The organism is Streptomyces sp. NPDC006798 (assembly GCF_040635975.1).
Lineage (GTDB): Bacteria > Actinomycetota > Actinomycetes > Streptomycetales > Streptomycetaceae > Streptomyces.
The window spans coordinates 68,104-88,974 of sequence record NZ_JBEYIS010000033.1 but is presented as its reverse complement, the minus strand read 5'-3'; the positions used below and the strand labels follow the sequence as shown (position 1 = coordinate 88,974).

General features: G+C 72.5%; 19 protein-coding genes. 3 read left to right on the top strand and 16 right to left on the bottom strand.

What is annotated here, in order from left to right; all coding sequences use genetic code 11:
• Positions 1–178 precede the first annotated feature (178 nt).
• The 9 genes from ABZ714_RS22470 to ABZ714_RS22430 all read right to left on the bottom strand — a co-directional run bounded on the left by ABZ714_RS22470 (position 179) and on the right by ABZ714_RS22430 (position 8,942).
• Positions 179–886, bottom strand: a complete 708-nt coding sequence (locus ABZ714_RS22470; protein ID WP_358827069.1) for a response regulator transcription factor — start codon at positions 884–886, stop codon at positions 179–181.
• Between the two features lie 300 nt (positions 887–1,186).
• Complete coding sequence (locus tag ABZ714_RS22465; RefSeq protein WP_358827068.1) at positions 1,187–2,353, bottom strand: cysteine desulfurase family protein; 1,167 nt, start codon at positions 2,351–2,353, stop codon at positions 1,187–1,189.
• 141 nt (positions 2,354–2,494) lie between these two features.
• Complete coding sequence (locus ABZ714_RS22460; protein ID WP_358827067.1) at positions 2,495–3,292, bottom strand: enoyl-CoA hydratase/isomerase family protein; 798 nt, start codon at positions 3,290–3,292, stop codon at positions 2,495–2,497.
• On the bottom strand, positions 3,289–4,419 hold the full coding sequence (locus ABZ714_RS22455) for a cytochrome P450 (protein WP_358827066.1): 1,131 nt from the start codon (positions 4,417–4,419) through the stop codon (positions 3,289–3,291). Before ABZ714_RS22455 ends, ABZ714_RS22460 begins: the two co-directional genes overlap by 4 nt.
• 228 nt (positions 4,420–4,647) lie before the next feature.
• Positions 4,648–6,003, bottom strand: a complete 1,356-nt coding sequence (locus ABZ714_RS22450) for a cytochrome P450 (protein ID WP_358827065.1) — start codon at positions 6,001–6,003, stop codon at positions 4,648–4,650.
• An 11-nt stretch (positions 6,004–6,014) separates the two neighbouring features.
• On the bottom strand, positions 6,015–6,575 hold the full coding sequence (locus ABZ714_RS22445; protein ID WP_358827064.1) for an ATP/GTP-binding protein: 561 nt from the start codon (positions 6,573–6,575) through the stop codon (positions 6,015–6,017).
• A gap of 3 nt (positions 6,576–6,578) precedes the next feature.
• Positions 6,579–6,959: a DUF742 domain-containing protein gene (locus ABZ714_RS22440; RefSeq protein ID WP_358827063.1), complete on the bottom strand. Its 381-nt coding sequence runs from the start codon at positions 6,957–6,959 to the stop codon at positions 6,579–6,581.
• Positions 6,952–7,791 (bottom strand): roadblock/LC7 domain-containing protein, encoded by an 840-nt coding sequence (locus ABZ714_RS22435; RefSeq protein WP_358827062.1) that lies wholly within the window; start codon positions 7,789–7,791, stop codon positions 6,952–6,954. The genes ABZ714_RS22440 and ABZ714_RS22435 overlap by 8 nt, the downstream gene beginning before the upstream one ends.
• Complete coding sequence (locus ABZ714_RS22430; protein WP_358827061.1) at positions 7,788–8,942, bottom strand: ATP-binding protein; 1,155 nt, start codon at positions 8,940–8,942, stop codon at positions 7,788–7,790. Before ABZ714_RS22430 ends, ABZ714_RS22435 begins: the two co-directional genes overlap by 4 nt.
• A 624-nt stretch (positions 8,943–9,566) precedes the next feature.
• Here ABZ714_RS22430 and ABZ714_RS22425 point away from each other — a divergent pair.
• Together ABZ714_RS22425 and ABZ714_RS22420 are read left to right on the top strand one after the other, a co-directional pair.
• Positions 9,567–9,779, top strand: coding sequence for a helix-turn-helix transcriptional regulator (locus tag ABZ714_RS22425; protein WP_358827060.1), 213 nt, complete (start codon positions 9,567–9,569; stop codon positions 9,777–9,779).
• The gene (locus ABZ714_RS22420) at positions 9,776–11,773 is read left to right on the top strand and encodes a prolyl oligopeptidase family serine peptidase (RefSeq protein WP_358827059.1); all 1,998 of its coding nucleotides are present in this window, start codon (positions 9,776–9,778) and stop codon (positions 11,771–11,773) included. Before ABZ714_RS22425 ends, ABZ714_RS22420 begins: the two co-directional genes overlap by 4 nt.
• A gap of 23 nt (positions 11,774–11,796) precedes the next feature.
• On the opposite strand, the gene ABZ714_RS22415 is transcribed toward ABZ714_RS22420, so the two are convergent.
• Together ABZ714_RS22415 and ABZ714_RS22410 are read right to left on the bottom strand one after the other, a co-directional pair.
• Positions 11,797–12,735, bottom strand: a complete 939-nt coding sequence (locus tag ABZ714_RS22415; protein ID WP_358827058.1) for a hypothetical protein — start codon at positions 12,733–12,735, stop codon at positions 11,797–11,799.
• The gene (locus tag ABZ714_RS22410; protein WP_358827057.1) at positions 12,722–13,963 is read right to left on the bottom strand and encodes an MFS transporter; all 1,242 of its coding nucleotides are present in this window, start codon (positions 13,961–13,963) and stop codon (positions 12,722–12,724) included. The genes ABZ714_RS22415 and ABZ714_RS22410 overlap by 14 nt, the downstream gene beginning before the upstream one ends.
• A 265-nt stretch (positions 13,964–14,228) precedes the next feature.
• On the opposite strand from ABZ714_RS22410, the gene ABZ714_RS22405 reads away from it, so the two are divergent.
• Complete coding sequence (locus ABZ714_RS22405) at positions 14,229–14,717, top strand: hypothetical protein (protein WP_358827056.1); 489 nt, start codon at positions 14,229–14,231, stop codon at positions 14,715–14,717.
• A 102-nt stretch (positions 14,718–14,819) separates the two neighbouring features.
• On the opposite strand, the gene ABZ714_RS22400 is transcribed toward ABZ714_RS22405, so the two are convergent.
• The 5 genes from ABZ714_RS22400 to ABZ714_RS22380 form a co-directional block, all read right to left on the bottom strand.
• A complete protein-coding gene (locus tag ABZ714_RS22400; RefSeq protein ID WP_358827055.1) occupies positions 14,820–16,703 on the bottom strand; it encodes an SIP domain-containing protein in 1,884 nt (627 codons plus the stop codon).
• 95 nt (positions 16,704–16,798) lie between these two features.
• Entirely contained in the window at positions 16,799–17,851 is a 1,053-nt protein-coding gene (locus ABZ714_RS22395) for an ABC transporter substrate-binding protein (protein WP_358827054.1), read from the bottom strand.
• Positions 17,848–18,687: an ABC transporter ATP-binding protein gene (locus ABZ714_RS22390; RefSeq protein ID WP_358827053.1), complete on the bottom strand. Its 840-nt coding sequence runs from the start codon at positions 18,685–18,687 to the stop codon at positions 17,848–17,850. Before ABZ714_RS22390 ends, ABZ714_RS22395 begins: the two co-directional genes overlap by 4 nt.
• Positions 18,684–19,760: an iron ABC transporter permease gene (locus ABZ714_RS22385; RefSeq protein ID WP_358827052.1), complete on the bottom strand. Its 1,077-nt coding sequence runs from the start codon at positions 19,758–19,760 to the stop codon at positions 18,684–18,686. Before ABZ714_RS22385 ends, ABZ714_RS22390 begins: the two co-directional genes overlap by 4 nt.
• On the bottom strand, positions 19,760–20,806 hold the full coding sequence (locus ABZ714_RS22380) for an iron ABC transporter permease (RefSeq protein WP_358827051.1): 1,047 nt from the start codon (positions 20,804–20,806) through the stop codon (positions 19,760–19,762). The genes ABZ714_RS22385 and ABZ714_RS22380 overlap by 1 nt, the downstream gene beginning before the upstream one ends.
• Between the last annotated feature and the right edge of the window lie 65 nt (positions 20,807–20,871).

The window sequence follows — 20,871 nt, the reverse complement described above, 5'->3', positions numbered from 1 at the left end:
GCCGCCCGCGACATCATCGACGCGCCGGGCCCGCCCACCGGACGGCGGTGTCCGAATGGGCACCCCGGGCCGTCGCGGCGTCCGATGCCGGGCGCCGCGTTCGGCGGAGAGTCGGGACGGAGCGTATCGCCGGGGTCGCGTTCCGGAGTCGAAACAGGCCCGCCGCGCTATTGCGGCATCAGGCGTACGACATTCCCATTCGCTCGGCCAGCGGCGCCGGGCGGCGTACGATACCCGCCTCGTAAGCGAAGATGACGGCCTGTACGCGATCCCGGAGTCCCAGCTTTCCCAGGATGTTCTGGACATGGGACTTGACGGTGGATTCGGCGACTCCGAGACCCACCGCTATTTCCGGATTCGACAGCCCCTGGATCATGAGTTCGAAGACCCGGCGTTCGCGTTTGGTCAGCGACCGGACCTGATCCGGGGTCTCCTGGGACGCCCCTTTGAGGGAGACCGACGCGGTGGCCAGATTGCGCGCCAGGTCGGTCCTGATCGGCATGTACCCGGCAGCCGTCAGCCGGACCGCGGCGATCAGGTCGCCGGGGCTCACGCTCCGCCCCAGCAGGGTGCACCGGCCGATCCGCAGCAGGCCGATGGCCTGCTCGTCGGGGGACGGCACCAGCACGATCAGATGGACCGGACGGGCGTCGCTGGACTGGGCGGCCAGCCGCTCGGCGAGTACCACGGTCTCCCGGGAGAGCGTCCGCTCACTGCACAGGATGACATCGGGCTTGACCGATACGGCTAACTGCTGGGCCTCTCCGGGAGATTCGGCATCGCCGACGACGGTAATTCCCGGATCCTTCCCCAGAACCGCATGCAGACCAGCCCGATCGAGCTGGTCCTCGGATATCAGAAGAACTCCGATCTCCCTTCGACTCACTATCCAGAACCCTTTCGCACGCCCGTCACCAGCACACTTAAACTGCTCCCCCCGGGCTTTGATGAACCGTCACATTTCAGCCATATGGCGGAACACACCGAATCTTCACAGGGTGTAGGCGTATAACAAATCGAATCATTACGGGCTTTGCCCCCACCCCGGCCCCGCGGACGCGCCGATCCCGTCTTTCTCCGGGCCGGGGCAATTTCAGGGCGTTCCGTGCGCTCCGGCCCATGGGCGGTACGCCTCATTCCGGCACCGGGGCGCCGATCGCCGCCGGGCCGCTCGGCGGGAGCGGGTTCAGCGGGCGCCCGCCGCCAGCAGAGCCGCGGCGGCCGTCTCGACCTCGGCCTCGGTGGTCCAGCGCCCCAGCGACAGCCGGACCGATTCCAGCGCCCGCCCGCCGGGCAGCCCCATGGCGGTGAGCACCGGCGACGGGGCCCGGACCCCGCTGTGGCAGGCCGACCCCGTGGCGGCCGCGATCCCGGGCGCGCCCGCCAGCAGGACATCGCCGCCGATGCCCTCGATCCCGATGTTCAGGGTGTTCGGCAGGCGGCGCGCATCGGCCGGGCCGTGCAGCCGGACCCGGCCCGGCAGCCCCTCGTCCAGCCGTCGGCGCAGCCGGTCGCGCAGGGCCGCGAGCCGGGCCGGGGCGCCGTCGGCCGCCTCCCGGACGCAGAGGTCGGCCGCGGCCCCGAGGGCCACCGCGAGGGCGACGCTCTCGGTGCCCGCCCGCAGCCCGTGCTCCTGACCGCCGCCCCGGACGACGGGCTCCAGCGCCACGCCCTCCCGGACGACGAGCGCGGCCACGCCCTTGGGCGCGTACATCTTGTGTCCGACCACGGTGAGCAGATCCACCCCCAGGGCCCGGACGTCGAGCGGGATCCGGCCCGCGGCCTGGGCGGCGTCGCAGTGGAACAGCGCGCCCCGCGCGCGGGCGGCGGCCGCCAGCTCGGGGACCGGCTGGAGCGCGCCGGTCTCGTTGTTGGCCGCCATCACCGAGACCAGCACCGTCTCGTCGGTGAGCGCGGCGGCCAGGGCCGCCGGGTCGACGAGGCCGTCCCCGTCCACCGGCAGTACGGTGATCCGCGCCCCGTACCACCGGCGCAGGTCTTCGCAGCTCTCCCGGACCGAGGGATGTTCGGTGGCCTGGGTGATCACATGCGGGCGGGGGCGGCCCGAGGCGAGTACGGCGCCGCGCAGGGCGAGCAGATTGGCCTCCGAGCCCGAGCCGGTGAAGACGATCTCGCCGGGCCGGGCGCCGACCAGGGCCGCCACCCGGGCCCGGGCGCCGTCGAGGGCGCCCCGGGCCCGGGTGCCGTAGCCGTGACCGCTGGACGGATTGCCGAAGTGGGCGGTCAGATGGGGCACCATCGCGGCGACGACCCGGGGGTCGACGGGCGTGGTCGCGTTGTAGTCCAGATAGACCGGACCGCCGGCGAGCGCCGGATGGGGCGGGGTGGTCACGCGGTGGCTCCTGCGGTGGCGGGTGGCGGGCCGGGCCGTACGGGTGGCACGGCGGCCCCGGTTCCGTACGGTGGCGCCCCGTCCGTCAGCGCCGTCCCGGCGGTGGAAGGCGCCGCGAAGGGGTTCGACCGGCGCCGGGCGCTACCGGGTGAGCCTCGCGGCCAGCAGATGGGCGTCCAGCAGGGCCGTGTCGGAGGTGCGATGGGCCCGCGCGTACCCCGCGAACATGCTCTTGGTAAGCGCCAGCGCCTCGGCGGAGCGGCGGGCGAGCGGACCCGTCCAGTCGTCCACGGCGTCGTCGAGACCGTCCCGCGGCACCACCTTGTGCAGCAGGCCGATCCGCTGGGCCGTCCACGCGTCGAAGTTCTCGCAGGTCAGCATCAGTTCGCGGATCCGGGACGCGCCGGCTTCCGCGATCAGCCGACCCAGGGCACCGCCCCACGCGGGCGCCAGACCCACCGCGACCTCCGGCATCCGGAAGCGGCAGTCGTCCGCGCCGACCCGCAGATCGCAGAAGGAGGCGACGGCGAGCCCGGCGCCGACGACACCGCCGTGGAGACGGGCGACGGTGACCACATGGGTGCTCTCCAGCGCCTGGCAGAGGCGGCGGGCGGTGTCGACGGCACGCCGCAGGGACGCTCCCGTGGGATCGGCCTCCAGGATCGTCCGGTACTCGTCCCGGTCCGCCCCCAGGCAGAAGTCGCGGCCCGACGAGGAGAGTACGAGGGCCCGCACCTCCGGGCGGTCGTGGAGATGGTCGATCAGCGTACTCAGCTCGCCGATCGCGGCGATCCCGAGGCTGTTGCCGCCGTTGGGGTTCAGATCGACCCGCAGGACCGGGCCGTCCTCCCGGATCCCCAGCGGTCCGGGCACGGCGTCCCCGGGCGGCACGGACGAGGGCCGGAGCGAGCCGGCCGCGAATATATGACGGGTGGTCATGCGAGAGCGACATCCAGGTTCAACAGGCGGCGGAACGCCACCCGGGGCGCCCACGACGGGCGGCGCACCAGGGTGAGGCGGGGCAGCCGCGCGGTCAGGTGACGGAGCAGGGTCTGGGCTTCGAGACGGGCCAGCGGCGCTCCCATGCAGTAGTGGATGCCCCCGCTGAAGGCGAGATGACCGGGCTTGCGCAGCGGGTCGAAACGCTCGGGATCGTCGTGGCGGGCGGGGTCCCGGTGCGCGGCGGCGACCATGAGGTGCACCATCTCGTCCTCGCGTACCTCGATCCCGTCGATCATCTGGTCCCGCGCGGCGACCCGGCTGATGACCTGGGTCGGCGGGTCGTAGCGCAGCGACTCCTCCACGAAACCGGCGACCAGGTCGGGGGCGGCGGCGAGCCGCGACCACCACTCGGGGCGCTCCAGGAGCAGCAGGACGGTGGTGGCGAGCATGGTGGAGGTCGTCTCCAGAGCCGCCAGCAGGACGAACAGGACGAGGAAGTAGACCGCTTCGTCGGCTTTGTCGCGGTCCGCCTCAAGGGTGTCCCAGGTAGCTATCCAGCGGGACACGGGGTCGTCGCCGGGGCACCGCCGGCGCTCGCGCACCAGTTCGGTGAAGTAGGCGCGGAGTTCGGCGGTGGCCGCGTCGGAGAGGGCCAGCTGGCTCGCGGACGGCAGCAGCTCCTGGGTGAAGACCTGATCGTGGGTCAGCTCCCGCAGCCGGGGAAGATCGCCGGACGGGAGGCCGAGCCAGCCGCCGATGGTGGCCACCGGAAGCTCCTCGCAGACCAGGTCCGCGAAGTCGGCCTCGCCGTACCGCACCCGTTCGGCGACACCGTCGAGGAGCCGGTCGGTCAATGGTCCGACCATCCGGCCGATCCGCTCGATGGCGTTACGGTCGAACGAACCGGCCGCCCGGCGGACCCGGGTGTGATCGGGCGGGTTGAGGGCGGGCAGGGTCTTGCTCATCTCCGTCGAGGAGGGCGAGCCCCAGCGGGTCCCGCCCCCTCGGCGGCCACGCCATTTCCGGTCCGGTTCGAGCCAGTCGCGGTCACGGAGTATCCGGTCGCACAGGTCGTAGCCGGTGACCACATGACCACCCCACGGCGCCGGGAGAACCGGCCCCATCGACCGTAGCTCCTCGTAGATCGGGAAAGGGGCGCTCTGCCCCTTCGCAGTTCGGAGCCGGGAGAAGAGCGGTGCGGCGGTACGGCTGTCTACCGGGGCAGGGGTCGCGACCCTCACAGTGGCGGATCCTTTCTTCAGCTTCAGCCGCCATGTGTACCCCAGAAACAATTAAGCTATCCGCGACCGCCGGATCACCCGAAGTAACCTACGTCACTCCGTTCACTCACGTCACTCCCCCCTCGTCCATGCCAGGAATCGACTGAAGAGTCCCCCCTTGGCCTGGGACCGGGCCGCGGGCGCCGGGGTCCCGGGGTGGGACGGGGCGACGGCCCGCTGGGCCGAGGGCCGGGTGTATTCGGCCGGCTTCGGGGCGACGCTCTGGGGGGTGAAGCGGATCGGCAGATTCACCAGGGTGCGGCTCCACGGGGTGGGCGCCCAGTTCAGGTCCTTGAACGGAACGCGCACCTCGACGTCGGGAAGCCGGTTCAGCAGCGTCTCCACCGCCGCGACCGCGATCATGAACGCCGGGTCCTTCGCGGGGCAGGCGTGCGGCCCGGCGCCGAAGGCCAGATGGGCCTTGCCGCTGAGCTGCTCCCGGTGCGCGGTCAGCCGGGGGTCGGTGTTGGCCGCGGCGAAGGAGATCACGATCGGGTCGTTGGCCCGGATCGTGCGGTCCCCGAGTTCCACGTCGTGGGTCGGGTAGTGGGCCGCGTAGTTGGCGATCGGGGCGTAGTTCCAGAGCGCCTGGGAGACCGCGTCCTCCACCGGGAGCCCGGTCTGCCACTCCTCCGCCAGGTAGAGGGCGGTACTGGTGCCGATGGCGGCCGTCAGGGGGGCCGTACCGCCGGACAGCAGGGTCACCAGCTGGTGCAGCACCTCCTCGTCGGTCAGCCGGGCGGAGTGCTCCATCAGCCGGGTCGTCAGGTCGCTGCCGGGGTTGCGCCGCTTGAGGGCGATCAGCTCGCCGAGCGCCCCGCCGAGCACCTGGTCGGCGTTGGGGGTGCCGTCGAAGATCCCGGAGATCCCGGCGATGACCCGGTCGCCGATCTCCGGCGGGCAGCCGAACAGGTCGCTGAAGACCAGCAGGGGCAGCGGCTGGGCGTAGTCCGCCATCAGCTCGGCCTGCCCCTGGGGCACACCGCTGAACTGGCCGATCAGATAGTCCGCGGACTGCTGCGTCTGCCGGACCAGCTGCAGTTCGTTGACGGTGGCCAGACTGTCCGTCACGGCCTGGCGCAACCGGGCGTGGGCGGCCCCGTCGCTGAACAGGGCGTTGGGCCGGTAGCCCATCATGGGCAGGGCGGGGCTGTCCTCGGGCACCCGTCCCTCGTTGAGCGCGTTCCAGCGGCGGGAGTCGCGGACGAAGGACGCCGGGTTCTGCAGGATGTAGAGCGCCGCGTCGTAGCTGGTGACCAGTTCGACCTCGACACCGGGGGCGATGTCGACGGGGGCGCTCGGGCCGCGGGAGCGCAGGGTCGCGTAGGTGCCCTCGGGGTCGGAGCCGAACGCCGGCCCGTAGAGCGGCGTATTGCCGTGTGCGGGGCAGCCCGCGGGTATCCCGCTGCCGTCGGGGAGCTGCTGCATGGGGGAGTCTCCTAGCCGAGAAGCGATAGAAGGTGGTTCACCAGGGTGATGAGCGCCTGGGCGGACGAGCGCTCATCCCGTACGTCGCAGGCCACGACGGGGGTGTCGGCGCTGAGGTTCAGCGCCTCCCGGACCTCGTCGAGCGGATAGACCGGCGACGTCTGGAAGTGGTTGACGCCGATGGCGTAGGTCAGTCCGAAGCTCTCGACGAGGTCGAGGATGGGGAAGGACTCGGAGAGGCGCTCGGGGTCGACGAGGACGAGGGCGCCCAGGGCTCCGCGGGACAGCTCCTCCCACATCTCCTTGAAGCGCTCCTGGCCGGGGGTGCCGAAGAGGTACAGCACCACCTGGTCGCTGAGGGTGAGCCGGCCGAAGTCCATGGCGACGGTGGTCGTCGTCTTGTCCGGAGTGCCGGAGAGATCGTCGAAGCCCTCGCTCGCCTCGGTGATCTCCTCCTCGGTCTGCAGGGGCTCGATCTCGGAGATGCTGCCGATACAGGTGGTCTTGCCGACTCCGAAGTGGCCCACCACGAGAATCTTCACCGCGGTGGAGACGCCTGGGTCCAGGTACACGAGTCACGCTCCGAATCGGGTTTTCAGGCCATCGAGCACGGCGCTGAGCAGTTCTCTGTCGACACGTTCGGCACGCGGGACGGGCTTTCGCACCACGATCAGGGCGTTCTCCTCCAGCTGCGCCAGCAGGATCCGGACGACGCCCAGCGGGAGGTGGGTGTGGCCCGCCACCTCGGCGACGGAGAGAAAGCCGTCGGCCACCAGGTCGAGGACGACGCGCGCCTCGGGGGAAAGGGTCCGGGCGGCGGCCGTGTCGGTCTGGGCGCAGACCAGGGTGGTCCGTTCGTACTCGTGGTCCGGTGGCAGCACCCATCCGTTGGTGATCACGAAGAGGGGTACGAGATCGGACGTCAGTTCCAGCTCGTGCTCAGGTTCCTCATGCATCGGCGCTCCCCGCCCGTGCCGGACCTTGTGTCAGCCTCGGTACCACGCCGTGCAGACGGGTACTGAACTCCTCGATATCGGCGTCGCGCTCCGCCGCGGCCGCCAGAAACGTTCCGTCGCCCGCGGCGATCAGGAAGATCCAGCCGTGCTCGAACTCGATCACCGTCTGGCGCCACCGGGTGTCGCCGGGTCCGCCGGTGAACGGCGAGGTGGCCCGGCTGTAGGCGTGGATGCCGGTCATGGCGGCGGAGATGGTGTCGGCCAGATCGCGGCTGAGCCCGGAGGTCGCGCCGCGCGGCAGTCCGTCGCCGCCCAGCAGGACCGCGTGCCGGGCACCGGCCACCTCGGCGACGACCTGGTCGAGCTCGGGCAGGACGAAGCCCGGTGCCCCGGCCGACGCCGGGCGGCTGCGGGGGTCGTCCGCGGTCTTGGCGCGGCCCGCGTCCACCCTCGGCGGCGAGGTGAGGTTGTCCCCCAGCCGGGCCACCAGACGGTGCATCCGGAAGGAGATCTGCTGCATATCCACCTCGGGTGCGGCGGCGGCGGCCAGATAGGCCCCCTGTCCGGCCCCGATGAGGAAGATCCAGCCATGGGAGAACTCGATGATCGTCTGGCTCCACCGCCGGTCCGCCTCGTCCCCGGCGAAGTGGGCGATGGCCCGGCTGAGCGACTGCATCCCCGCCATGGCGGCGGAGATGGTGCGGACGTCCTTGGCGGAGAGGTCCTCGGTGGCGCCGCGCGGAAGTCCGTCGGCCGAGAGCAGGACCGCGTGCCGTGCCTTGGGCACATTGCGCACGATGTCCTCGAGCATCCACGACAGATCTGCGGTCATGTGTCTTCTGCCCCTTCGAACGGCGGGGAGTCGAGGTTGCGGCCGGATATGCTGCCGCGCTGGAAGGCGCCGAGGCCGCGGCCGGTGGCGCGGGCGTCGTCGTCGGCGTTCCTGGACGCAGGCCGGACGCCCTCACGAGCGGCGCCGAGGCCGTTGCGCGGGGCCTGCCGGGCGCCGCGCTTGGGCAGTCCGTGGACGGTGCGCCCGGAGTGCTGGCCCCGGCCCTCCGCCTCGCGGATGTCCCGTACGGGGGCCTCGTTCACCGGCTGCTGCGGTACTTCCTCCATGGTCCACAGCTCCTCGGGCAGCAGGACGACGGCGCGGACGCCGCCGTACCGGGAGACGCCCGTGACGTCCACATGGAATCCGTGCTGGCGGGAGAGCAGGCCGATCACGGGGAAACCGAACTTGGGCTGGTTGCCCAGCTGGGAGAGGCGGGGCCGGACGTCGCCGGCGAGCAGGGCGGTGGCCTTCTGCCGCTCCTCGTCGTTCATGCTCACACCGGCGTCGTCGATGACGATGCACAGGTTGTTCTGGACGTGCTGGAAGGTGACCTCGATCGGGGCGTCGCTCTGCGAGAAGCTGGCAGCGTTGTCGAGGAGCTCGGCGACGGCGAGCGCGACCGGGGAGACCGCCGAGGACTTCAGGGCGAAGCCGGTCTGCTGCATGATCTCGACCCGGCTGAAGTTGCGGATCTGGCCCTGGGCGCTGCGCACGACGTCGTAGACGCTCGCGGGGCGGCTGCGGCGGCCGATCGGCGCACCGCACATCACCGCGATGCCCTGGGCCTTCCGGGCCATCTGGGCATTGGCGTGGTTGACCTCCAGGAGGTCCGACAGAACGGAGTGGCCACCGTATTTCCGCTGAATCTCCTCGAGGAGCGCCATCTGTTCCGCGGCCAGGCTCTGGAGGAAGCGGGCGGCGCCCTTCAATACGGCCTTGGTACTGTCTTCGGAGGACTCCTCCGCTTCCTTGACCGTGGCCTCCTGCTCGTCCCGCATTCGCCGCAACTCGGCCTGGGTCACGGTGAGCTGACTTTCCGTCAACCGCAGTCGGTGCCCCAGTTCGGCCTCGACCTCGCGTCTTTTCGCCCCCAGGGCCCTATTGCGGCCGACCAGCAATACGACCGCGGCGACGGCTGTCGCCGCCACGGCAACCAGGCACCATATGAGTGCGTCTTGATTCACGGCATACCTTTCCCGGCGCATGACCTGAACACATCGACGGATACACCTCGAGAGGGTCCGCAACCCGGCCGCTTTCCCCCACGCCAACTATGTGGCGACGTGCCTGAGTTGTGAGATTCATGATCGCGGATTCGGGAATGCTATCACCGCGGCTTCACCGCTGGGACCTGCACTTTTACCACCTGATGGTGATCAATGCGGATCACACCGAAGTCTTGCCCATAGCAGGCAAGTCGCTACGGCCGGACGGAAGCCGGTGGTGCGCCACCCGGCGGGCGGACCGGAGCGGCCGAGACCCGCGTGGCGCCGGTGGCGGGGTGATACCCGTGATACCCGGTGAGGCTGCCGGAAGCCCGTGCTCCGCCCGGCCCTGCGGGCCGCCGCGCCCGCCCTCTTATGGCGCGTTCGACTGCCTCTGTACCCCTACCCCCTTGGGTATGGTGGCGGGACGTCAGCTGTCGCGGCGCACCCCCTCATCCCGCGGAAGACGCACGGTCCCCGCGCGCCGCGCCCGTTCGCCGGACCGGAGCGGCACCGTCCGGCGGTTCCCGGTCGCCCCCTGCCGCCGTCGCGGACGAGGAGAACCCCGTGAACCTCAGCCCACGTCAGGCACAAATCCTCTCGCTCATCGCGGAGGGCTGTTGTGACAAGGAGATCGCCAAACGGCTCGGCGTATCCGCCCGGACCGTCGATTCCCATCTCCAGCGCCTCTATTTACGGTACGAGGTCCACACCCGGGCCTCGATGGTGGCGAAGTGGCTGCTGGAGGGCGGCAGCCCCGTCGCGGTGATGGAGCGTTGACCCCGCAGGACCGCCCCGTGCCCGCCGCCCCGCCGATCACCGCCGCCGATGTCGCCTCCGCCCGGCTGCACTTCGGCTTCCCCGCCGTCGTCGCCGACGGCCCGGGCCGGGGTGTGTGGTGGCAGGAGCGCCGCCCCCGTGAGAAGGGCCGTACGGCGCTCGTCCGCCGGGCCCCCGACACCGGTCCGGGAGACCACTCCCCGGCCGTCGAGCCCCTCGCCCCGCACTGGGACGCCGCCACCCGGGTCCACGAGTACGGCGGACGCTCGTACTCCGTACTGCCCGACGGCTCCGTACTCTTCGTCCACCGCTCCGATCAGCGGATCCACCGAGCGGACCCGGACGGCACCGTCCGCCCGCTGACCCCCGCCCCCTCCCCCGGCGGCCCCGGGGTCCGCTACGCCGATCTCACCCCCGGCCCCGGCGCCGAGGTGTGGTGCGTCCGCGAGGTCGAGGGCGAGGACGTCTCGGTCCGCTCCCTGGCCGCCGTCCCCCTGGACGGCACCGCCGCCGACGACCCGGCGGCCGTCCGCACCCTGGCCTCCGGCGCGGACTTCTACGCCTGCCCCGCCGTCTCCCCCGACGGCGGCACCCTGGCCTATCTCGCCTGGGACCACCCCGGGATGCCCTGGGACGGCACCGAACTGCGGCTGGCCCGGATCGGCCCGGACGGCGCCCTCACCGGTACGAGGGTCCTGCGCGGCGGCCCCGCCGAGTCCGTACTGGCGCCGGTCTGGCGGGACGACGGCTCGCTCTACGCGATCTCCGACGCCTCCGGCTGGTGGAATCTCTGGCTGCTGGCCGCCGACGGCTCCGCCGCGCGGTCCCTGTTCCCCGCCGACGAGGAGTTCGCCGAGCCGCCGTGGCAGCTGGGCGACCGCCCGTACGGCGTCCTCGCCGACGGCCGGCTGGCGGTACTGCACGGCCGCGGACCACTGCGGCTCGGGGTGCTCGACCCGGACGCGGGCACCCTCCGGGACGTCGAGCTGCCGTACGACTGCTGGTCCGGCGGGATCGCGGTGGCCGGGACGACGGTCGCCGGGATCGCGGACGGTCCCCGGCTCCCCCGCTCGGTGCTCGCCGTCGACATCGCCTCCGGCGCCTACCGGGTGCTGGCCCGGCAGGCCGAGCGGCTGCCGCCCGCGGCGCTGCTCCCCGAGCCGTCCGAGCTGGTGGTGCGCGGCGCGTCGGGGGCACCGGTATCGGCCTATGTCTACGCCCCGACCGGGCCCCTGCCGCCGCCCCCGGACGGAGCGCCGCCGGCCGCGGCCGCCAGGCCGCCCTGGGTGCTGTGGGTACACGGCGGGCCCACCGGCTTCGCCGGGCCGGGACTCGATCTCGGCAAGGCGTACTTCACCAGCCGGGGCATCGGTGTGGTGGACGTCAACTACACGGGGTCCAGCGGATTCGGCCGCCGCCATCGCGACCGGCTGCGGGGCCGCTGGGGCGCGGCCGATGTGGAGGACGTGGTCGCGGTCGCCCGCGAGCTGGTCGGCGCCGGACTCGCGGACCCGGGCCGGATCGCGGTCCGGGGCGGCAGTGCGGGCGGCTGGACGGTGCTGGCCGCGATCACCGCGTACGACGTCTTCGGGGCGGGTGTCTCCTACTTCGGGGTGTCGTCGCTGCGGACCCTCGGCGCGGAGACCCATGCCTTCGAGTCCCGGTACGCCTATGAGCTCGTCGGCTCCTACGACCCCGCCGAGTACGCGGACCGGGAGCCGCTGGGGCGGGCGGACCGGATCCGGTGCCCGGTGCTGCTGATCCAGGGTCTCGAGGATCCGGTGGTGCCGCCCGCCCAGTCGCTGCGGTTCGCCGAGGCCCTGGCGGGCCGCGGGCTGCCGTACGCCTATCTCCCCTTCCCCGGGGAGTCGCACGGCTTCCGCGACCGGGCGAACATCGCGGCCTGCTACGAGGCGGAACTCTCCTTCTACGGGCAGGTCTTCGGCTTCGTCCCGGCCGATGTGCCCCGGCTGCCGCTGGTGAACGGGGACTGAGCGGGCCGGTCGTCGGCGCGGGGTCAGTGGACGAGGACCGCCGCGCCGACGACATCGGCCGCCGGGGGGCGCCCGGCGCCCAGGGCGTCGAGCGGCCTGCCGAAGAGCCCGCGCGGGGAGATCGGCGCCAGGGACGGCCCGGAGACCTCCCGGTCGCCGAGGCCGTCGAGTACGGCCCCGACCGCCCGGGCCCGCTCGCCGGGGGTGCCGGCGCTCCGCACGGCGGCCAGGGCCCGGGCCGCCGCGTCGTCGGGTCCGGTGCCCCGCTGGACGCGTACGGTGACCTGGGCCGGGTCGCCGGGGGCGGTGACGAAGTGGTGGATCTCGTACGTCTCCCCGGCCCGGAGGAAGAGCAGCCGGTGCTCGCGGCCGACGATCTCCCGGGGCAGTCCGTACAGGGCGCCCGCGACGGCGCGGCGCAGGCCCGTCACGGTGAAGAGTTCCCAGCCGGGTTCGCGGGCCGGGCCCCGGCCGAAGCCCGCCGGGACATAGCGTTCCCCGTCCCGCCGGGCGGCGAGCACATAGGCGTCGAGCCGGCCGTCCTCCGGGTAGTGGCGCAGCGGATGGCCGAAAGCGCCCCGGGCCGTGGGGGGCGCCGGGGTGGTGCCCAGCTCGGTGAAACCGTCGATCGCGGTGAGGGCGGCCACGGTCTCCTCGGCCGGGGCGCCGTCGAGGACCAGCCGGGCGAGGCGTCCGGGCAGTTCCTCCGGTACGGCTCCGGTCCTGGCGAGGGTACGGGCCCGGGGGCCGCCGGGCGCGTCCCGCTCCAGGACCACGACATCGCCCCGGTGGGGTCCGGCGAGCAGCAGGGCGCAGCAGGGGGCGGCGACCAGGTCGGCGGGGACCGCGAAGAGGCGGCGTGCGACCTCCTCCCACCGGCCCGACCAGCCGTGGAAGGCGAGGTGCTGATGGGTCGTCGGGTCCGGGGCGGGCCCGGTGGCCGGCGGTTCAGGAGCCGGCATGTTCGGCGCCCTTTCCCGACGGCAGGTCTCCGGTGGCGGCCGGCCGCGCGGGCCGGGGCCGTTCGACGAGGGCGACGACGGCCGCGAGGGCGGCGACCGCGCCGACGATCGCGCCGGATCCGGTGGCGGTGTGCTCGACGACATAGCCGGTGAGGGCGGATCCGGCGGCGAAGCCGATCCAGTTGGCCGAGACCAGCAGGCCGAAGGCGCGGGCCCGGGTCTCGGGGGTGGCCCGGTCCGAGACGAGGGCGGCCTCGATGCCGTCGGCGGGCCCGTTGGCGAAGCCGATGACGAACAGCAGGACGAGGCTGAGGGCGAGTCCGGGTTCGGGGCCGAGAGTGGCGATGGCGAGCCCGTATCCGGCCAGGGCGATGACCAGATGGGTGGTCTGGGAGCCGGGCAGCCGGAGTCCGCCGTAGAGCAGGCTGCCGAGGACGCCGCCGCAGGCGGTGACGGCGAGCAGCAGTCCGGCGCTGGTGCCGATGCCGTCGGCGTGGGCGACGGAGGTGACCTGGACGGCGCCGATCGCGACCGCGCCGAGGGCGATGGCCGTCAGGATCCTCAGCTGGCCCGGTGGCCAGACGAACCGGTCGCGGTCGGGGTGGCTCGGCCGCTCGGCCCGCTCGCGGTCGGCGGCGGCCACCGCGGCGGCCCCGGCCAGCCAGAGCGCCCCGGCCGTGGAGATCACGGCGGTCGCCAGTACGGCGGCGAGCGGGGAGAAGAGGAGAACCGCACCGGCCACGATCAGCGGCCCGAGGATGAAGACGCTCTCGGTGAGCAGTCCGGAGAGCGCCAGCAGGGTCTTGCGTTCCTGTTCTCCGGTCACATAGCCGGTGAAGACGGAGTTGGAGACGGCGCCGGACGGCGGGGTGCAGGCGCCGACGACGAAAGCGGCGGCGGCCAGCAGGGCGGGGTGCGGTTCACCGGCGGCGACCAGCAGGAAGACGGTGAAGGCCAGCGCCTGGAGGACGGTGGCGACCACCAGGGATCTCCGCAGCCCCCGGGCGTCGGTGACATGGCCCCAGACGGGGGCGGTGAAGGTGAGGGCGACGGCGTAGGCGCCCGACACCAGTCCGGCGCCCGCGAAGCCGCCGATCACGTCCTCGGCCGCGAGCAGCAGCGCCAGGCTCACCATTCCGGCGAGCAGCCGGCAGGCGAAGAGGGCGATCACCACCCGGGGGATGCCGGGGACGCGGAGCGCGGCTCCGTACAGACTGAGTGCTCCCATACGCGGTCTCCTCGCGTCCACGCGCGGTCGAGTGCCTCATCGTGGTGGGCCGCCGGGCCGTGGTCAACACGGCCGAACCGGCCGTTCGGGTGAGAGCGGCGGGGGGCCCTCGGGAGGGGTGTGTTCACCGGTGAGGTGTTCCCCGTAGGGGGTTTTCCGGAGATCGACGGGGCCGGTGAGGCGTGTCTACCGTGGCCGTATCCGCCCGCCGCCACCATGGCGCGCAGCAGGTCCGGGCGTACCCCTCCGGAAGGAGCCGAGTCTCTTGTCCGAAAAGCTGCTCACTCAGCCCGAGTCCACCACCGAGGTCAGGGCCGCCGCCTGTACGCCGGCCGCGTGGGACTGTCAGACCCACGCGTTCTACGGCGCGCCGGAGAAGGTGGCCGAGAATCTGGCGAGCCTGCCCGACTCCCTGGTCCAGCGCCGTGTGTACATCCTGATGATCCAGGGCGAGGGGCGCGCCGAGGCCCGTGTCTTCGAGCGCTTCAGCTTCGAGGACCCGGAGGGCACGGTCGCCAGCTGGCAGGACGACAACCTGGGCGACCTGGTCACCCAGCTGACGGATGTCGTCGTCGCCAACAAGGGTGTGCACTGCCCCGGCGAGCAGGTCCGGGCGACGCTCGACCAGTCCCATGACTTCGCGGTCGGCAGCCCGGAGCCCGCCCCGAAGACGGCGGCCGAGGCGTTCCGTCCGGTGGTCGAGGGCTTCAAGGACCACACGTTCATCCAGGCCACGCTGCTGGTGCTCTGCTGATCCGACCGCCGGGTCGATCGGAATACGGTACGCCCGCGCCGTCCGGCGCGGGCGTACCGCCGTTCCGGGCCGGGGAGGAGTCCCGGCCGGGAACGAGCCGGGTCAATCGCCGGTGCCGGTACCGGGGTCGAGGGTCCAGAGCCGGCTGTCCCAGCCGATGTCGCGGCAGCTCCGTACGGTGAGTCCGGCGCGGCGGACCAGTTCGGTGACCGCGTCGGCGTCCCGTACGCCCGAGCCGAAGGCGCACTTGAGCCGCAGATGGTGGACGACGGCGCCGATGTCGTCCGGGTCGGGCGCCGGGACCCGCTCCACCAGGAGGAGAGGGCCGCCGGAGGCGGCCGCGCGGCCCGCCTCGATCAGGGTCTGGACCGCGTCGTCGTCCGGCAGTTGTTCGAGCCTGCGGGAGAGCAGCAGGGGCCCGGAGGCGGCGGGCGGGCCCTGGGTCGTCGGAATCAGTTCGACGGCCGGGAGGACATCGGTGTCGAGGATCCGCTCCTGGAGGACCCGGAGTTCGGACGGCGGGGCCGCGATCCTGGCCCGCAGCCCGGGGAACGCCTTCACCAGGGCGTTGACGACGGTGGCCGAGCCGGGTCCGGCGGCGGTGAGCCGGGTACCGGCGGACCAGCCGAAGGCGGTGACGACACCGGGGGCGATCCAGCGGGCCTCGTCCTCGACGACCTCACGGGTGCCCGCCGCCAGCCGGGGTTCCCGGGCCAGGGCCTCGGTGAGGGTCGCGCCGTCCCGGGTGCGGTAGCCCGCGGTACCGGTGCGCAGGGTGTGCAGCAGTCCGCTGACCGAGGTGTCGAGGGCGGCCTGGGCGCCCTCGAGGTGGTACTCGTCGGCGGAGTGGTCGTCCTCGACGAGTTGGCGGCCGATCGTGGTGAGCCGGTAGCCGTCGGGGCCGCCGGTGAGGAGGTCGATCGAGACGAGGTAGGCCAGGAGCGCGGCGAGGGTGGAGCGGTCGGCCCCGGTGCGCTCCGTCAGACCGTCGAGGTCGTGTACGCCGCGGTCGACCAGGTCGAAGAGGCCGAGGGTGACGGCGGCCCGGATGGTGTAGCCGGGGGTGAGGTCGGTGAGGGCGTGCAGCCGCTCGTGGGCGTCGTCCTCTTCTTCCTCGGTGATGGTGTCGGCTGCGGTGTCGGCGCCGAGGGCGGCGGGGAGTTCGACGGGGGCGGCCGTGGCGGGCCGCCGCCAGTAGCCGGTGATGTGGGTGTGTTCGCGCGGTACGCCGCGTTCGGTCAGCAGATGGCGGCGGATCCCCTTGAGAGTGACGGCCTCGCCCGCGACCCAGGCGAAGACGGTGCCGGGCAGCCAGTCGGCGTTCCGGACGGCGCTTTCCAGCAGGTCGGTGGTTCCGGCGGGGGCGCCGTCGCGGGAGAGCCAGACGATCTCGGCGTCGGCCCGGGTCGGCAGCTCCTGGCGGTGGGAGTCGTCGCCGATCTCCACGAAGACCCGGGCGACCGCGGACTCGGGCATCTCGGCGAGCCAGCGCCCGATGGCGGGCAACGCGGTCTCGTCGCCCACGACCAGCAGCCAGTCGGCGCCCTCGGGGGCGCCCTGGGACATCTTGGGCCCGGCGATATGGGCGAGGTCACCGGGTTTCACGGTCTCGGCCCAGGCCGAGGCGATTCCGCCGGGGTGGCGGACGAAGTCGAAGTCGATCTCCCCGGCCTCGGGGTCGAACCGGACCGGGGTGTAGTCCTTGGAGACCGGCCGCTCGTCCTCGGGCCAGTCGAGGCTGCTGGTCTTCTGGCCGGGCAGTACCAGCCGCCCGTCCTGCCCGGGGAAGAAGAACTTCACATGGTCGTCGAAGCCCTCGGTGCGCATCGCGGGCAGGTCGAGCCCGTCGCGGTGGAAGGCCGCGAGCTGGGCGCCGCCGAGGGTGACGCGTCGCATCCCCGGGGTGATGTTCTCGGCGCGCAGGACCGTCAGCTCCCGCAGGACGATGGGGAAGACGGCGGCCGAACGGGGATCGCGGACAGACATAGGGCTCCTCGGGTGGTACGGGTCCGGGGGCGCGGGCCGGGCCCGCGCCCCCTGGTGACGGCCCGCCCGCCGGTGGCCGGCGGGCGGGCGCGGGGTCAGCGGCCGGCGACGGCCCCGGCCAGGATGGGGGTCAGCTTCTCGACGACCCAGGGCGCGCTCAGCGCGTCGGGGTAGGCCATGGTCACGGAGAGGGAGTTCTTGGCGGGGATGACCGCGAAGTTCTTCCGCTTCACCACGTCGAGGGAGCGGAAGAGCTTGTTGCCCTCCAGTTCGGCGGCGGAGAGCAGACCCTCGTCACCGAAGGGGTACGTCAGCAGCAGGACATCGGCCTCCAGTTCGTCGAGGTTCTCCAGGCTGACCGCGTTCTTCTTGGCCGTGTACGCCTTCGCCTTCCCGGTCTTGCGCAGTCCGAGCCGTTCCAGGACCCCGGGGTCCTGCTCGGCGTGGGACATGAAGGTGATCTGCTCGGGGTGGACGACGGCGTAGGTGTACGTCTTGCCCTTGAACTGCGGGTTGGCCGCGGCGGCGTCGGTGACGGCCTTCTCGTTGGCGGTGATGATCTCCTCGGCCTTCTCCTTCACCCCGAGCGCCTCGGCGGCCGTACGCAGCCGCTCCTGCCAGGTGAGACTGTCGGCGTGCGCCTTGTCGGTGTAGGTGACGACGGGGGCGATCGGGGAGAGCTTGGCGTAGTCGGTCGCCATCGACCAGGTGTTCATGCCGAGGATGACGTCCGGCTCCTCGGCCATGACGGCCTCGTAGTCGGTGCCGTCGGCGTCGTCGTACGTCTTGAGCTTCCCGGCGCCCAGCTTGTCGATGCCGCGCTGCTTGTACTCGGGGACGGGATTGCCGTCCTCCGTGTCCGGGGTGATCACCGGGACGATGCCGAGGGCGAGCGCGATGCTGGTGTCGCCGTCGGAGACGGTGGCCACCCGGACCGGCTTCTTGGTGACCTTCGTCGTTCCCCAGGCGTTCTTCTGGGTGACCGGGAACGCGCCGGCGGCGGCACCGGTGGGCTTGTCGCCGGACGATCCGGAGTCGTCCGAGTCGGCGGAGCCGCCGCAGCCGGTGACGAGGGCGAGGCCGACGGCCGCGGCCAGCAGCGCCCGGACCGTGCCACGGCGTCCGGTGGTTCGTGCGAGGCGGTTCATGGTCTTTTCTCCTGCGTGGGACGGTGCCGGCCGAGCGGGAAGATCTGCGGCCGGTCGGCTTGGGGATGGGTGACGACGACACAGTCGAGGCCGAAGACCTCGGAGACGGTCCGTTCGTCGAGTACCTCGGACGGCGAGCCCCGGCGTACGACCCGGCCGTCGCGGAGGGCGACGATCGTGGAGGCGTACAGGGCAGCCTGGTTGAGGTCGTGGGAGACGAGCACAATGGTCTTGCCGGTCTCCTCGTTGAGCTCGGCCAGCAGGTCCATCACCTCGATCTGGTGCGCGATGTCCAGATAGGTGGTGGGCTCGTCGAGAAGGAGGGTCGAGGTGTCCTGGGCGAGCGCGAGGGCGATCCAGACGCGCTGGCGCTGGCCGCCGGAGAGCTGGTCGACGGGCCGGTCGAGCAGTTCGGCGGTGCCCGTCGCGTGCAGGGCCTCGGCGACGATCCGGTCGTCCTCGGCGGTGCCGCGCCGGCCGAATCCGCGGTGCGGGTGGCGGCCCCGCCGGACCAGGTCGCCGACGGTGATGCTCTCCGGCGCGATCGGGGACTGCGGCAGCACACCGAGCCTGCGGGCCACCTCGCGGGTGGGCAGGGCATGGATGTCGGCGCCTTCCAGGAGTACGGATCCGGCCGCGATCGGCAGCAGCCGGGCGATCGACTTCAGCAGGGTCGACTTGCCGCAGGCGTTGGGGCCGACGAGGGCGGTGATCTTCCCCTTCTCGATCCGCAGCGACAGTCCGTCGATGACCCGGGCGTCGCCGTATCCGGCGCTGATGTCGAGGGCCTCGACGGCGTGCGCCGGCGCGGAGGTGGTGGCGGTCTGTGGGTTCACTGGGTGGCTCCCGGTCCGCGCCGAAGAATCAGCCAGACGAAGTAGGGCGCTCCGAGCAGCGCGGTGAGGACCCCGGTGGGTACCGGGCTGATGACGGGGGCGTGCCGGGCGAGGACGTCGGCGGCGAGGACGACGACGGCGCCGATGGGCGGGGCGAGCGCGATGGCCCGCTCCTCGCCGACCAGCCGCTGGGCGATCGGTCCGCTGATCAGGGAGACGAAGCCGATGGGGCCCACGACGCTGGTGGCGAGGGCCGCCGCGGCGGCGCCGACCAGCAGGACGCCGACCCGGGTCCTGGCGACCTTGGCGCCCAGGCCGGTGGCGAGCTGGTCCCCGAGGGTCAGTCCGCCCAGCGGCCGGTGCAGCAGGACGGCGGCACCGGCGCAGACGGCGAGCCCGACGGCGAGAGTGCTGACGCCCTCCCAGTCGGCGGCGGCGACGCTGCCGATCATCCACCGGGCGGCGATAGCCATGCTCTGCTCGTCGGCGAGGGTGAACAGGTAGTTGGTGTACGCGGTGCAGACCCCGCTCAGTCCGATGCCGACGAGGACCAGTCGATAGGTGTCGACACCGCCGCGATAGCTCAGGAGATAGACCGCGGCGAGCAGGACGACGGATCCGGTGACGGCGGCGACCGGCGCGCCCAGCGCGAAGGCGCCGGGGGCGTACAGCAGAACGGTGGTGGCTCCCGCCGCGGCGCCCGCCGAGATACCGACGATGTCCGGCGTGGCCAGGGGGTTGCGGATGAGTCGCTGGTAGATCGCTCCGGCGAGGCCGAAGAGCGCTCCGGCGAGCAGGGCGGCCAGGGCGCGCGGCACCCGCAGCTGGAAGATCATGTAGTCGGCGAGTCCGGTCCGAAGGCCGAAGGCCGCGGGCAGGACGTCGGCGGGGTCGACCCGGCCGATGCCGCCGAGCAGCACGGACGCGGTGAGCAGGGCGCCCAGCAGGACCGCGAGTACGGTCGCGACGACGGCGGCCCGGCGGTTGCGCCGTCTGCGCCCGGCCCGCAGCAGGGCGGCGGTCCGGTCGGCGGTGAGGGCCGGTTCGGGCCGCTTGGTGAGTACGGTCGCCATCACATTCGCACCAGGTTCCGGCGGCGGGCCAGCCAGACGAAGAAGGGGGTGCCGACGGCTGCCGTCATCACACCGACCTGGATCTCGCCGTGGTCGATGACGAGCCGTCCCGCGATGTCGGCGCCGGTGAGGAGTACCGCGCCGACAGCCATGGAGAGCGGCAGCGACCAGCGGTGGTCGGGTCCGATCAGCATCCGGGCGCAGTGGGCCGCGACCAGTCCGACGAAGGCGACGGGGCCGACGGCGGCGGTGGCGGCGGCGCAGAGCAGGACCGCCACGGCGGCGGAGGCGAGCCTGGCCCGTTCGACCCGGACGCCGAGTCCGCGGGCGGTGTCGTCGCCCAGGCTCAGGATGTTGAGGGTCCGGCCGAGGAAGAGGGCCAGGACCAGGGCGACGCCGACGAAGGGCAGTACGTCGTCGAGGATCTTGCCCCGCCCGGTGAGCTGGCCGATGGACCAGAACCGCAGATGGGCGTAGACGGCGGGGTCGCGAATGACCATCAGGGTGATCAGGGACGACATCACGGCACCGAGGGCGACTCCGGCGAGGACGAGTCCGATCGTCGAACTGCCCGCGTTGGTACGGGTGCCGATGAGATACACCAGGACGGCGACGACTCCGGAGCCGACGAGGGCCAGCCAGAAGTAGCCCTGGACCCCGGTGACACCGAGGAACATGATGCCGAGGACGACGAACATGGCCGCGCCCTGCTCGATCCCGAGGATCCCGGGGTCGGCGAGCGGATTCATGGTCAGGGCCTGCATCACCAGCCCGGAGGCGCCGAGCGCGGCGCCGACCAGCAGCCCCAGCAGGGTCCTGGGGATGCGTTCGGTCCACAGGACCTGGGCGTTGTAGGACTGGTCGCCGTGGTCGAACAGGATCCGGACGATCTCGGTCGCGGAGATGTCCCGGGCTCCGAGTCCGATCCCGGCGATCAGGGTGGCCGCGACCGCGGCTACGGCGAGTGCGGTGACGGCGGCGCCTCGGGAGAGGCGGGTCCTTGCCGGTGGCGGATGCGCTGTCACCGGCGGGGACGGGGATCTCATGGGTGGCTCGGCTCCTCGTTCTGCGAATCGAAGGTTAGGCTACCCTTACTTCGCGCACGGCGATC